Here is a 13,088-nt window from a genome sequence, read left to right as displayed (position 1 = left end):
CATGAGTTATTCTGCCTTGTTTGCCTTACTCCTGATAACGCCGTTGTTCTTCTCGCTGCTCTGTTTTGCCTGTCGGTTGCTGGTCAAAGCACAACGCCATGTCGTTACGTTCCTGCATACAACAGGGATTACGTTGTTATTAATCCTCGCACTTTGGTTGGTGAATATCACTCTCAACGAAGGAGGGATTTTTGCCGCAAATCTGTGGTTACACCTTGATAGCCTGAGTGGCTTATTTCTCGGTTTGCTTGGGGTGATTGGATTCCTTACCGGTATTTATTCTATTGGCTATATGGGTCATGAGGTGGACCACGGAGAGATTTCGCAGAACACGCTGTGTGATTACTACGGTTTTTTCCATCTCTTTTTATTCACCATGTTGTTGGTGGTCACCAGTAATAACCTGATTGTGATGTGGGCAGCGATAGAAGCCACAACATTAAGTTCCGCGTTTCTGGTAGGGATCTACGGTCAACGTTCATCTCTGGAAGCAGCCTGGAAGTACATCATCATCTGTACTGTAGGTGTCGCTTTCGGTTTATTTGGCACGGTACTGGTCTATGCCAATGCAGCCAGCATTATGCCTGATCCAGAACTGGCTATTTTCTGGACAGCGGTGTTGCAACAAGCTCCGTTGCTTGATCCGATGTTAATGCTGCTGGCGTTTGTATTTGTGTTGATCGGTTTTGGCACCAAAATCGGTCTGTTCCCGATGCACGCCTGGCTACCTGACGCTCACAGTGAAGCCCCAAGCCCGGTGAGTGCCCTGCTCTCTGCCGTTTTACTGAATTGCGCGTTACTGGTACTCATCCGCTACTACGTCATCATTTGCCAGAGCATCGGCAACGACTTCCCGAACAAACTGTTGTTGATATTTGGCATGTTGTCCGTTGCTGTAGCCGCGTTTTTCATCCTTGTGCAACGTGATATGAAACGCCTGCTGGCCTATTCCAGTGTGGAAAATATGGGGCTGGTTGCCGTGGCGTTGGGCATTGGTGGGCCATTAGGAATTCTGGCTGCACTACTCCATACCTTAAATCATAGTCTGGCTAAAACGCTGTTGTTCTGTGGTTCTGGCAATGTGTTGCTGAAATACGGCACGCGGGATCTGAATGTTATTCGCGGCATGTTAAAGATCATGCCATTCAGTGCCGTGTTGCTGGGAGCAGGCGCACTGGCGCTTGCCGGGATGCCACCTTTCAATATCTTCCTCAGTGAGTTTATGACCATTACCGCCGGGCTGGCGCGTCAACATTTGGTGCTCACCATTGTACTGCTGTTGTTACTGACTCTGGTGTTGGCAGGGCTGGTGCGGATGGCCGCACGGGTGTTGTTTGCCAGGCCACCAGAAGCGGTGATTCGTGGAGAAATAAGCTGGCTCACCACCACGCCAATGGCTTTGCTGGTGGTCATGATGCTGATGATGGGGACAGATATTCCTCAGCCGATCATCAGGATTCTCCAAAACGCATCAGTTATTGTCCTCGCAGGGACGGATGAATCTCCGGCACAAATTATGAGCTGGCAAGACTTCATCACAACAGACACGGCTTCATTACCGGAGAGTAAAAGTGAACGTTAATACCACAAATAATCGCGGCGAAGCGTGTCTGGCCGCCCTGAAAATACAATTTCCCGGCGCGGTGCTGGACGAAGAACGACAAACCTCCGAGCAGGTCACTATTACGGTAAAAATTAACCTGCTGCCTGATGTTGTTCATTATCTTTATTATCAACACGATGGTTGGTTACCGGTACTTTTTGGCAATGATGAACGAACTTTAAATGGTCACTACGCCGTTTACTATGCCCTTTCGATGGAAGGGACAGAAAAGTGTTGGATTGTGGTGAAAGCGCTGGTTGATGCCGAAAGTCGGGAATTTCCCTCTGTTACACCACGCGTACCCGCTGCCGTTTGGGGGGAGCGTGAAATTCGTGATATGTACGGCCTCATTCCTGTGGGTCTGCCAGATCAGCGACGCCTGGTGTTGCCGGATGACTGGCCGGAAGATATGCATCCGTTGCGAAAAGACGCGATGGATTATCGCCTGCGCCCGGAGCCGACAACTGATGTCAAAACATATCCGTTTATTAATGAAGGTGATAGTGACGCGCGAGTGATCCCTATTGGCCCGCTGCATATCACTTCCGATGAACCCGGTCACTTCCGCCTGTTCGTTGATGGCGAACAGATTGTTGATGCCGATTACCGCCTGTTTTATGTCCATCGTGGCATGGAAAAACTGGCGGAAACGCGCATGGGCTATAATGAAGTGACCTTCTTATCTGACCGCGTATGCGGTATCTGTGGCTTTGCGCACAGCGTAGCCTATACCACCTCGGTGGAAAATGCGCTGGGCATTGTGGTGCCGCAACGGGCACACACTATCCGTTCGATTCTTCTGGAAGTAGAACGCCTGCATAGCCATCTGCTTAACCTTGGCCTCTCCTGTCATTTCGTCGGTTTTGATACCGGCTTTATGCAATTTTTCCGTGTGCGGGAAAAGTCGATGACAATGGCTGAGTTGCTGACCGGGTCACGTAAAACCTATGGGCTGAATCTGATTGGTGGCGTGCGACGCGATATTCTTAAAGAGCAGCGACTGCAAACGCTGAAACTGGTCCGTGAGATGCGTGCCGATGTGTCAGAGTTGGTGGAGATGCTGCTTGCCACGCCGAATATGGAACAGCGTACCCAGGGAATTGGTATTCTCGACCGACAAATCGCCCGCGATTACAGCCCCGTTGGGCCGTTGATTCGTGGCAGTGGTTTTGCCCGTGACTTGCGCTTTGATCACCCCTACGCCGACTATGGCAACATTCCCAAAACACTGTTTACCTTCTCTGGCGGCGATGTGTTCTCCCGCGTGATGGTGCGCGTCAAAGAAACGTTCGATTCGCTGGCGATGCTGGAATATGCCCTCGACAACATGCCGAATACGCCGTTGCTTACTGAAGGTTTTAGCTATAAACCACACGCATTCGCGCTGGGCTTTGTGGAAGCACCACGCGGCGAAGATGTGCACTGGAGCATGCTGGGTGATAACCAGAAATTATTCCGCTGGCGCTGTCGTGCTGCTACCTACGCTAACTGGCCAGTCCTGCGCTATATGCTACGCGGTAATACCGTTTCTGATGCCCCCCTGATTATCGGCAGCCTTGATCCCTGCTATTCCTGTACTGACCGCGTGACGCTGGTTGATGTGCGTAAGCATCAGTCAAAAACCGTGCCGTATAAAGAGATCGAGCGCTATGGCATTGATCGTAACCGCTCACCGCTGAAGTAAGGACAGAAAATGCTGAAATTACTCAAAACCATTATGCGCGCCGGTGAAGCAACGGTGAAATATCCTTTCGCGCCGCTGGAAGTTAGCCCTGGTTTTCGGGGCAAGCCGGAACTGGATGCCGCGCAGTGTATTGCCTGTGCTGCCTGTGCTTCCGCCTGCCCGGCCAATGCGCTGACCATCCTGACGGATGAACAACAAGATACCCGCACCTGGCAACTTTTTCTTGGTCGCTGCATTTACTGCGGGCGCTGTGAAGAGGTCTGCCCAACAAGGGCAATCACGTTGTCAGAAAATTTTGAGCTGACCGTAACGAACAAAGCCGATCTTTACACCCGTGCAACCTTCCACCTGCAACATTGCAAGCAATGCGGTAAACCTTTTGCCGCGCAGAAATCAGTCGATGTGGCGGTGAAATTACTCACTCAGCAACTTAACGCTGAACAAAATGAACAATTTTTGCGCCAGCAAGCCAGCATTTGCCCTGGCTGCAAACAGCACGCTGCGCTGGTTAATGGTTGTGTGAAAAATCTCTCTTCGGGAAATCGGGAGGCACAATGAGTTCGATGCTAAAAACCCATCGTCAACATGTTAGCCAGCCGATGGTCCAGGATGAGCAAACGCAACAAATGAAACAGCTACTGCTCAAAGATATTCGTCGTTCAGCTTATGTCTATCGTGTGGATTGTGGCGGTTGCAACGCCTGTGAAATTGAAATATTCGCGGCCATTACGCCTGTATTTGATGCTGAGCGCTTTGGTATCAAAGTCGTCTCCTCACCACGCCACGCCGACATTTTGCTTTTTACTGGCGCAGTAACGCGAGCGATGCGTATGCCTGCATTGCGGGCTTACGAATCAGCCCCCGATCATAAAATTTGTGTCTCTTACGGCGCTTGCGGTGTGGGTGGCGGAATTTTTCACGATCTCTACTGTGTGTGGGGCGGCAGCGACACCATCGTGCCTGTTGACGTTTGGATCCCCGGTTGCCCTCCGACACCTGCCGCCACCATTCATGGCTTTGCTGTAGCACTGGGGTTGTTGCAACAAAAAATTCACGCGGAAGATTACGTTGAGAGTGCGGCTGAAGCTCCGCAACTTCTGTGGCCGCAAATTCTTCCGTCTCAGCGAATTGCCATAGAGCGGGAAGCGCGGAGACTGGCTGGTTATCGCCAGGGGCGGGAAACCAGTGATCGCGTATTACGACTGTTAAGTGATGATCCCAGTGGGCAACAACTGGCGCACTGGTTAGAACAAGAGAGCGATCCACGTCTTAATCAGATTGTTGATCGTCTGTTGGTGATACTTCGGGGGACTAATGGCTGATATCAGCGACGAGATCGTCTTCTGGACACTGCGACAGAAGTTTGTCGACAGCGGTACAGCAATGCCAGAGAAGAGTTCACAAGTGATGTACTACTCACTGGCAATTGGGCATCACGTTGGTGTGATTGACTGTCTGCGGGTGGCACTGCGCTGCCCGCTGGCTGAGTACCATCAGTGGATTGCATCACTTGAAGATGAACAGGCCCAGCGCAAAATGCAGGGGGTCGTAACCTTTGGTGAAATTATCATTGATAGCACTCACATTAGCCTTTTGGCAAAGGCGTTTACGCCACTTACAAAGAATGCAGAATCACCGTGGAAGCGACTGAGTGACCAGATGATGAAGCTTCTGGACGATATCGCCCATGAGCCAGCGATCTATTTGCTGGCAAGGAAAATAACAGGATCAGGGATACGATGACAAAATTTGACGAGGCGATGCTCGCCCCGCCGGAAGATAACATGATGGCAGAAACGATCAGTGGCTTGTTACAGCGTCTGACGCCGCAAAGTGGCAAAGAATCATTATTACAAGCCTTTATGCCACTTTTACCGCCTTTTAGCGCGGTGCAGCTCATTGAACTGCATTTTCCTGGAAGCCGCGTCTGGTATCGCTGTTTCGAAGAGGGCATAAGCGAAACCGCTGCCGGAGGTTATCAGGGAACCGTTGTCGATTGTTCGCTCCATGCTGTATTACTGAGCGACATGTTAATGGTTGAGATTCGTTTTATTCGCACCAAAGGAAGTAAGTTCTCGGTGCAGGATAGCTCACTTTTCAACTGGTTAGTGCGCATTATGACACCAGTGCTGGAGTCTCTACTGGGGCAGGCGGAACAGCAGGCAACACTGCACACACTGATTAAAGAACGTGATCATCATCGGGTGCTGGTGGATATCACCAATGCAGTGCTCACACACCGCGACCGGGATGAATTAATTGCTGATGTCACACGCGAGATCCATCATTTCTTCGGCATCACCTCAGTAGGTATGGTGCTGCACGATAATCGCCCTTCCGCAGGCTTTGTCCTCGATATTACCCATTTCTCCCCTACACCTGCAGAGCGTTTGCAACGTCCGCTGGCGGTGGAAAGCGCATTAATGCAGCGTATATCCGGGAGTAATCAACACGCATTACTTCACCAGGCAGAAGATCCCCTTTTGTGGCAGCACGATCCTTTATTACAGGATTTGCATTCCTCCGGGCTTTCCTGCGCATTACTGTTACCCCTTACCTTTGGTCGTCATACTTCCGGGTTGTTGCTTTTGGCTCACAGTTCATCGTGTTTGTTTAGCGATGAAAATTGCACGCTTTTGCAACATATCGCTAACCGGATTGCCATTGCGGTCGATAATGCCGATGCGTGGCATAACATGAACGATCTGAAAGAGCAGTTAAAGCAAGAAAATAACCAACTTAACGAACAGTTACACTGCTCTCAACACGTCGGCGATATCATTTATCAAAGCCAGGTGATGGAAGAGTTACTCCAGCAAGTGGGAATTGTGGCGCAAAGTGACAGTACCGTCCTGCTTTGCGGTGAAACAGGTACCGGAAAAGAGGTGATTGCGCGTACCATCCACCAGCTCAGTCTGCGCCATGACAAACCGCTGGTGAAAATTAACTGCGCAGCCATTCCTGCTGCACTGCTGGAAAGCGAGTTGTTTGGTCATGACAAAGGGGCGTTTACCGGGGCTATTAATACTCATCGCGGTCGCTTTGAAATTGCTGATGGCGGGACGCTATTTCTTGATGAGATTGGCGATCTACCGCTGGAGTTACAACCAAAGCTATTACGAGTATTACAGGAAAAAGAAATTGAACGACTAGGAGGAAACCGCACCATTCCGGTAAACGTGCGAGTCATTGCCGCCACTAACCGCGATTTATGGCAGATGGTGGAAGATCGTCAGTTCCGTAGTGATCTGTTTTATCGGTTGAACGTATTTCCTCTGGAATTGCCACCACTGCGTGATCGACCGGAAGATATTCCCCTTCTGGCGAAATATTTCACGCAAAAAATGGCGCGTAGTATGAAACGCAAAATTGATGCCATCTCAACCGACACCCTGCGCCAGCTGATGTCATGGGAATGGCCGGGTAATGTGCGGGAGCTGGAGAATGTGATTGAACGTGCTGTTTTGCTTACCCGCGGTGGTAGTCTCAATCTTCATCTTCATCCACGACAAACGCGCTTGCTACCTGCGATGAGTGAAAACAGTTTTACTCAAGGACAAATGGCGCAAATGTTTAATCCTGCTACGCCTGAAAATGATGAAGAAGAACGGCTACGGATTATTCAGGTATTGCGCGAGACAAACGGTATTGTGGCAGGGCCTCGTGGCGCGGCAACGCGTCTGGGGATGAAACGCACCACGTTGTTGTCCCGAATGCAGCGCCTTGGGATCGCAGTACGTGAAGTGCTTTAGAAAATTGGCCCGATGAAACATTCACCGGGCCCTGAGATTAACTGTCGCTAACCTGCCCGTCAGGCCAGGCATGAATGACAGCTTTGATTAACGTTGCCAGCGGAATGGCAAAGAAAACGCCCCAGAATCCCCATAAACCGCCAAAGATCACCACTGACAGAATTATCACTAAGGGATGGAGATTCACCGCTTCGGAAAACAGCACAGGAACCAACAGGTTGCCGTCCAGTGCCTGGATAATGAGATAGACTGCGAAGCAGCTCCAGAACTCCGTTCCAAGCCCAAACTGAAACAGGGCCACACACACTACCGGAATGGTCACCACAAAAGCGCCAATGTAAGGGATCAGAACAGAGAATCCCACCAGTACAGCCAACAGCAACGAGTAATTCAGACCAAACAGCAAAAAGCCCAGCCAGGTCGCCACACCAACGACGACCATCTCCAACACTTTACCGCGAATATAATTAGTGATTTGTTGGTTCATCTCCTGCCAGACTTGCCCGGCCAGACCACGGTTACGCGGTAACACCCGACGTACAGCGTTCAGCATCTGTTGCTTATCTTTGATCAGGAAAAAGACCATCAACGGTACTAACACCAGATAAACAGCAAGAGTCAGCAAGCCCACCAGCGACGCTAACGAAAATTTTACGACCGAATCGCTTATCGACAACATGCGGGTACGCATATTCTCGGCCATGGCATCGATGATGCCTGCGTCCATCAGTGCCGGATAACGCCGTGGTAACGTGGCAGCAAAATCAGACAGCTTGTTCAACATTCCGGGCATATCGCGGATTAAATAGATGCCCTGCTGCCAGACAATTGGCAGGACGACAAACGCCATCAACAGGAGGATACCCACAAAGACGATCAACACCAGCGACGTTGCCAGGCTTCGGGAGCAACCGATCGACTCCAGGCGAGCAGTAGGCCACTCAAGCAGATAAGCCAGTACAATGGCTACCAACAATGGCGCCAACAGGCCACTGAAAAAGAAAATAATACCGAATCCGGCAACCAGGATAACCAGCAAGGCGATCGCCTCGGGGTCGCTAAAACGACGGCGATACCATTGCATTAACATTTCAAGCATAAAAACCTGTCCCTGAATCTTGATAGCGGGATTGCGATCCCGAATTGTATCGAAATGTCACAAAAAAGACTTCGCTTTTTATGGCTGATTCAGGAAACTGAAACGTTATTCCCGTCATGTGTTTTCAGGTTTACCCGCAAACCCTGGCGCAACGGGAACAATACTCCACAGCATGGGTCAAATGGTTATCTCAAAAAATACAGGACAGAGGTTATGTTCAGGCAGTTGAAAAAAAACCTGGTTGCAACGCTCATCGCAGCAATGACTATTGGTCAGGTGGCACCGGCATTTGCCGATTCGGCTGATACCCTGCCGGATATGGGAACCTCAGCAGGAAGCACACTCTCTATCGGTCAGGAAATGCAGATGGGCGATTATTACGTCCGCCAGCTGCGAGGCAGCGCCCCACTGATAAACGATCCACTTCTTGATCAATACATCAATTCACTGGGTATGCGGCTGGTTTCACACGCCGACTCCGTAAAAACGCCCTTCCATTTCTATCTGATCAATAACGACGAAATTAACGCCTTTGCTTTTTTTGGCGGCAATGTGGTGCTGCATTCGGCACTCTTTCGCTATGCCGATAACGAAAGCCAGTTAGCGTCGGTCATGGCCCACGAAATTTCTCACGTTACCCAGCGCCATTTGGCCCGCGCAATGGAAGATCAAAAGCGTAACGCTCCACTGACATGGGCCGGTGCGTTAGGCTCTATTTTACTGGCAATGGCCAGTCCGCAGGCAGGGATGGCAGCATTAACCGGTACACTGGCGGGAACGCGTCAGGGGATGATCAGCTTTACGCAACAAAACGAACAAGAAGCTGACCGCATCGGTATTCAGGTACTGCAACGCTCGGGGTTTGATCCGCAGGCAATGCCAACGTTCCTTGAAAAACTGCTCGACCAGGCACGTTACTCTTCCCGGCCACCAGAAATTTTGTTAACTCACCCATTGCCGGAAAGCCGTCTGGCAGATGCCCGCAACCGCGCTAATCAGATGCGCCCAATGGTGACGCAATCGTCAGAGGATTTTTATCTGGCCAAAGCACGTACGCTGGGAATGTACAATTCCGGACGCAACCAGTTAACCAACGATCTTCTTGATGAATGGGCCAAAGGTAACATTCGCCAACAGCGGGCCGCGCAGTATGGTCGGGCGTTACAGGCAATGGAAGGCAGTAAATATGGCGAAGCACGTATAATCCTCCAGCCACTGCTGACGGCAGAACCGAATAATGCCTGGTATCTTGATCTGGCAACGGATATTGATCTTGGTGAGAAAAAAGCCAGTGATGCGATTAATCGCCTGAAAAATGCCCGTGATTTGCGTACTAACCCGGTATTGCAGCTCAACCTCGCAAATGCTTACCTGCAAAGTGGGCAGCCACAGCAGGCGGCAACAATCCTGAATCGCTACACCTTTAACAATAAAGATGACGGCAATGGTTGGGATCTACTGGCACAGGCTGAAGCCGCGTTGAATAATCGCGATCAGGAACTGGCAGCACGGGCAGAAGGTTATGCCCTGGCGGGGCGTCTCGATCAGGCCATCTCCCTATTGAGCAGTGCCAGTTCACAGGTCAAATTAGGCAGTCTGCAACAGGCCCGTTATGATGCTCGCATCGATCAGCTGCGCCAGCTGCAAGAACGCTTTAAACCTTATACCAAGATGTAATTCGTATTAAAGGAAGAACAATGAACAAAACGGTAAAAATTTACCATAACCCTCGTTGCTCCAAGAGCCGTGAAACACTTTCCTTGCTGAAGGAAAATGGCGTGGACGCAGAAGTTGTGCTCTATCTTGAGACACCTGCTGATGGCAAAACGCTGCGTGAGTTGCTGCAAATGCTTGGGATGAGCAGCGCCCGCGAACTGATGCGCCAGAAAGAGGATCTGTATAAAGAATTAAATCTGGCAGACAGCAGTCTCAGTGAAGATGCTTTGATTCAGGCAATGGTGGACCATCCGAAGCTGATGGAACGCCCGATTGTGGTGGCGAATGGTAAAGCGCGGATAGGTCGTCCACCTGAGCAAGTTCTGGAAATTGTCAGCTAATAAAACGTAACGCCGTGGCTAACCCTACGGCGTTTACAGTTTCAGGATCTCTTTTACAAATGGAATGGTGAGTTTGCGCTGAGCGGTAATCGATGCCCGATCAAGTTGATCAAGTGTCATAAACAGTGTGCGCATTTCACGATCAAGTCGTTTCAGCAGGAAGCGTCCCACATCTTCAGGTAACTCAAAGCCGCGTAAACGGGCGCGTAACTGTAATGCTTGCAATTTATCCTCATCAGATAACGGCTGCAGTTTATAAATCTGCCCCCAGTCAAGCCGTGATGCAAGATCCGGCAACCCCAGGTTTAACTGGCGTGGAGGGCGATCACCGGTGATCAACAGACGCGTTTTGCCTGACTCCAGAATGCGGTTATAGAGATCAAAAATCGCCATTTCCCACAATTCGTCGCCTGCAATACATTCAATGTTATCGATACAGACCAGCGAAAGTTGTTCCATTCCGTCCAGAACTTCCGGTACGAACCAGGTACGCTTATCCAGCGGTACATAGCCAACGGCATCACCACGTTGAGAAAGTTCCGCGCAGGCTGCATGCAGCAAATGGCTGCGCCCCGCACCTTCGCGCGCCCAGAGATAGATGTAACCGCTATGTTCCTGACGCAGCACGTTTTGCAGCGCGGCCAGTAAAGAGGAGTTATCCCCCGGCCAGAAACTTGCGAAGGTTTCATCGTCAGGAAGATAAAGTGGCAAAGAGAGCTGTGCCGGTGTGTTCAGAGATACCTCAACCAGGGATTTCACAAAATCGTGAGAAGTTTACCACAGAATTACATGATGTTAGAACCGGGCAGCGGAACTGCCCGGTTGCTACTTTACTTCTGCGGTGTATCTGCGTCTTCTGCTTCCAGAATAACCTCTTCCGGGCGCATGACACCAATCAGTTTAAAGATCAGACTCAGGCCGATCCCTACGATCGTAGCCAGGGCCATACCTTTCAGCTCTGCGGCACCGATATGCACCTTCGCGCCACTGACACCGATAATCAAAATAACCGAAGTCAGGATCAGGTTCTGTGCTTTGTTGTAATCCACTTTTGATTCAATCAGGACACGAATACCCGACGCCCCAATGACTCCGTATAACAGCAGCGATACACCGCCCATAACTGGCAGTGGGATCATCTGAATGGCAGCGGCCAGTTTCCCGACACAAGAAAGCAGAATAGCGATAATCGCCGCACCGCCGATGACCCAGGTACTGTAGACGCGAGTAATGGCCATGACACCAATGTTTTCACCGTAGGTGGTATTCGGCGTAGAACCAAAGAAACCAGAAATCACGGTCGACAGGCCATTAGCAAACATCGAACGGTGCAGACCCGGATCACGGATCAGATCTTTTTTCACGATATTCGCCGTTACCACCAGATGACCGACATGTTCCGCAATCACCACCAACGCTGCTGGCAGAATCGTAAGAATAGCAAACCACTCAAAACGCGGCGTATAGATAGTCGGTAATGCAAACCAGTGGGCGTTCACAATTGGTGTGGTATCAACCATTCCCATCACAAACGAAAGGGCATAACCCACCAGCACACCGATAAGAATCGGGATTATCGCCAGGAAACCACGAAACAATACGGACCCCAGTACCGTGACTGACAGCGTCACCAGGGAAACAAAAATCGTTTTACCATCAGGTGCCTGACCTTCTGCTGGCAGTAACCCGGCCATGTTCGCTGCAACGCCCGCCAGTTCAAGACCAATGACGGCAACGATTGCGCCCATGGCAGCTGGTGGGAACATAACATCCAGCCAACCAGTCCCTGCTTTCTTCACAATAAAAGACACCAGGCAAAACAGTACACCACACATGATAAAACCACCCAGTGCCACTTCATAACCTAACGGCAGCAACAGCAAAACCGGGGAGATAAAAGCGAAACTGGACCCGAGATAGGCGGGGATTTTTCCTTTACAGATAAAGAGATACAGCAAGGTTCCGATGCCGTTGAATAACAGAACGGTTGCCGGATTAATATTAAACAGAACGGGCACCAGTACAGTTGCACCAAACATGGCGAACAGGTGTTGCAAACTAAGCGGGATTGTCTGTAAAAGCGGCGGTCTTTCACTCACCCCGATAGCACGGCGCGTCATAGTGTTTTCCTCTACGATTAAGTTTATTAGCGTTTTAGTCAAAAAAAAGCCGACTCTTAAAGTCGGCTAAGAAAGAATTTATTATTTATTTCGTACCAAAAATTTTGTCACCGGCGTCGCCAAGACCCGGAATGATGTATCCGTGCTCGTTCAACCCCTGATCGATAGATGCTGTATAGAGTTCCACGTCCGGGTGGGCTTTTTCCAGCGCCGCGATACCTTCCGGCGCGGCAACCAGCACCAGCACTTTAATGCTGCTGCAGCCCGCTTTTTTCAGCAGGTCGATGGTGGCAATGACAGAACCACCGGTTGCCAGCATTGGATCAACGATCAGCGCCATACGCTCATCGATATTGGAAACCAGTTTCTGGAAATACGGTACTGGCTCAAGGGTTTCTTCGTTACGGTACATCCCGACCACACTGATACGTGCGCTCGGTACGTTTTCCAGTACGCCTTCCATCATGCCAAGACCAGCACGCAGGATCGGTACAACGGTAATTTTTTTGCCTTTGATTTGATCGACTTCAACCGGACCGTTCCACCCTTCAATCGTAACCTTCTCGGTTTCCAGGTCGGCGGTCGCTTCATATGTTAACAGGCTGCCAACTTCCGAGGCGAGTTCACGAAAGCGTTTAGTGCTAATATCGGTCTCACGCATCAGCCCAAGCTTGTGTTTGACGAGTGGGTGTTTCACTTCCACGATCTTCATACTCTTCTCCTATCCTCAGACGAGTGGCAACCTAAAAAAAAATCGACGGATTATACCGCTT

General features: G+C 50.4%; 12 protein-coding genes. 8 read left to right on the top strand and 4 right to left on the bottom strand.

From position 1 onward, the window contains the following. The first annotated feature begins 1 nt into the window (after window position 1). From hyfF to EFER_RS03530, 6 genes are read left to right on the top strand one after another with little or no spacing between them, the layout of a single operon-like run. The gene (hyfF, locus tag EFER_RS03555; RefSeq protein WP_000122200.1) at window positions 2–1,582 is read left to right on the top strand and encodes a hydrogenase 4 subunit F; all 1,581 of its coding nucleotides are present in this window, start codon (window positions 2–4) and stop codon (window positions 1,580–1,582) included. Then, entirely contained in the window at window positions 1,572–3,287 is a 1,716-nt protein-coding gene (locus tag EFER_RS03550) for a hydrogenase large subunit (RefSeq protein WP_001102338.1), read from the top strand. The genes hyfF and EFER_RS03550 overlap by 11 nt, the downstream gene beginning before the upstream one ends. A 9-nt stretch (window positions 3,288–3,296) precedes the next feature. After that, a complete protein-coding gene (gene hyfH, locus EFER_RS03545; protein ID WP_000916048.1) occupies window positions 3,297–3,845 on the top strand; it encodes a hydrogenase 4 subunit H in 549 nt (182 codons plus the stop codon). 5 nt (window positions 3,846–3,850) lie between these two features. After that, window positions 3,851–4,609: an NADH-quinone oxidoreductase subunit B family protein gene (locus tag EFER_RS03540; protein WP_373690612.1), complete on the top strand. Its 759-nt coding sequence runs from the start codon at window positions 3,851–3,853 to the stop codon at window positions 4,607–4,609. Further along, entirely contained in the window at window positions 4,602–5,030 is a 429-nt protein-coding gene (locus EFER_RS03535; protein ID WP_000763686.1) for a formate hydrogenlyase maturation HycH family protein, read from the top strand. Before EFER_RS03540 ends, EFER_RS03535 begins: the two co-directional genes overlap by 8 nt. Further along, the gene (locus tag EFER_RS03530; protein ID WP_000159927.1) at window positions 5,027–7,039 is read left to right on the top strand and encodes a sigma-54-dependent Fis family transcriptional regulator; all 2,013 of its coding nucleotides are present in this window, start codon (window positions 5,027–5,029) and stop codon (window positions 7,037–7,039) included. The genes EFER_RS03535 and EFER_RS03530 overlap by 4 nt, the downstream gene beginning before the upstream one ends. Window positions 7,040–7,076: 37 nt before the next feature. Here EFER_RS03530 and EFER_RS03525 read toward each other — a convergent pair whose 3' ends face one another. Continuing rightward, window positions 7,077–8,138 (bottom strand): AI-2E family transporter, encoded by a 1,062-nt coding sequence (locus EFER_RS03525; RefSeq protein WP_000892028.1) that lies wholly within the window; start codon window positions 8,136–8,138, stop codon window positions 7,077–7,079. 213 nt (window positions 8,139–8,351) lie between these two features. Between EFER_RS03525 and bepA the strand changes: the two genes are divergently transcribed. Continuing rightward, window positions 8,352–9,815: a beta-barrel assembly-enhancing protease gene (bepA, locus tag EFER_RS03520; RefSeq protein ID WP_000489643.1), complete on the top strand. Its 1,464-nt coding sequence runs from the start codon at window positions 8,352–8,354 to the stop codon at window positions 9,813–9,815. A 20-nt stretch (window positions 9,816–9,835) separates the two neighbouring features. Continuing rightward, window positions 9,836–10,195, top strand: coding sequence for an arsenate reductase (glutaredoxin) (gene arsC, locus EFER_RS03515; protein ID WP_001044672.1), 360 nt, complete (start codon window positions 9,836–9,838; stop codon window positions 10,193–10,195). Between the two features lie 33 nt (window positions 10,196–10,228). Here the strand turns inward: arsC and EFER_RS03510 are convergent, their stop codons facing one another. The 3 genes from EFER_RS03510 to upp all read right to left on the bottom strand — a co-directional run bounded on the left by EFER_RS03510 (window position 10,229) and on the right by upp (window position 13,027). Then, a complete protein-coding gene (locus EFER_RS03510; RefSeq protein WP_072271641.1) occupies window positions 10,229–10,930 on the bottom strand; it encodes a DnaA inactivator Hda in 702 nt (233 codons plus the stop codon). Window positions 10,931–11,025: 95 nt separating this feature from the next. Beyond that, window positions 11,026–12,315 carry a uracil permease gene (gene uraA / locus EFER_RS03505; RefSeq protein WP_002431659.1) on the bottom strand — a complete coding sequence of 430 codons (1,290 nt, stop codon included), beginning with the start codon at window positions 12,313–12,315 and terminating at the stop codon, window positions 11,026–11,028. Window positions 12,316–12,400: 85 nt separating this feature from the next. Further along, entirely contained in the window at window positions 12,401–13,027 is a 627-nt protein-coding gene (gene upp, locus EFER_RS03500; RefSeq protein ID WP_002431660.1) for a uracil phosphoribosyltransferase, read from the bottom strand. Between the last annotated feature and the right edge of the window lie 61 nt (window positions 13,028–13,088).

The organism is Escherichia fergusonii ATCC 35469 (assembly GCF_000026225.1).
GTDB lineage: Bacteria > Pseudomonadota > Gammaproteobacteria > Enterobacterales > Enterobacteriaceae > Escherichia > Escherichia fergusonii.
The sequence above is the reverse complement of the archived record's forward strand: the minus strand, read 5'-3'. Positions and strand labels throughout refer to the sequence as shown.

Coding starts and splice junctions, on each gene's coding strand:
- hyfF (WP_000122200.1), top strand. CDS start 2: ATGAGTTATTCTGCCTTGTTTGCCTTACTCCTGATAACGCCGTTGTTC.
- hyfH (WP_000916048.1), top strand. CDS start 3,297: ATGCTGAAATTACTCAAAACCATTATGCGCGCCGGTGAAGCAACGGTG.
- uraA (WP_002431659.1), bottom strand. CDS start 12,315: ATGACGCGCCGTGCTATCGGGGTGAGTGAAAGACCGCCGCTTTTACAG.
- EFER_RS03535 (WP_000763686.1), top strand. CDS start 4,602: ATGGCTGATATCAGCGACGAGATCGTCTTCTGGACACTGCGACAGAAG.
- EFER_RS03525 (WP_000892028.1), bottom strand. CDS start 8,138: ATGCTTGAAATGTTAATGCAATGGTATCGCCGTCGTTTTAGCGACCCC.
- upp (WP_002431660.1), bottom strand. CDS start 13,027: ATGAAGATCGTGGAAGTGAAACACCCACTCGTCAAACACAAGCTTGGG.
- EFER_RS03540 (WP_373690612.1), top strand. CDS start 3,851: ATGCTAAAAACCCATCGTCAACATGTTAGCCAGCCGATGGTCCAGGAT.
- EFER_RS03530 (WP_000159927.1), top strand. CDS start 5,027: ATGACAAAATTTGACGAGGCGATGCTCGCCCCGCCGGAAGATAACATG.
- arsC (WP_001044672.1), top strand. CDS start 9,836: ATGAACAAAACGGTAAAAATTTACCATAACCCTCGTTGCTCCAAGAGC.
- bepA (WP_000489643.1), top strand. CDS start 8,352: ATGTTCAGGCAGTTGAAAAAAAACCTGGTTGCAACGCTCATCGCAGCA.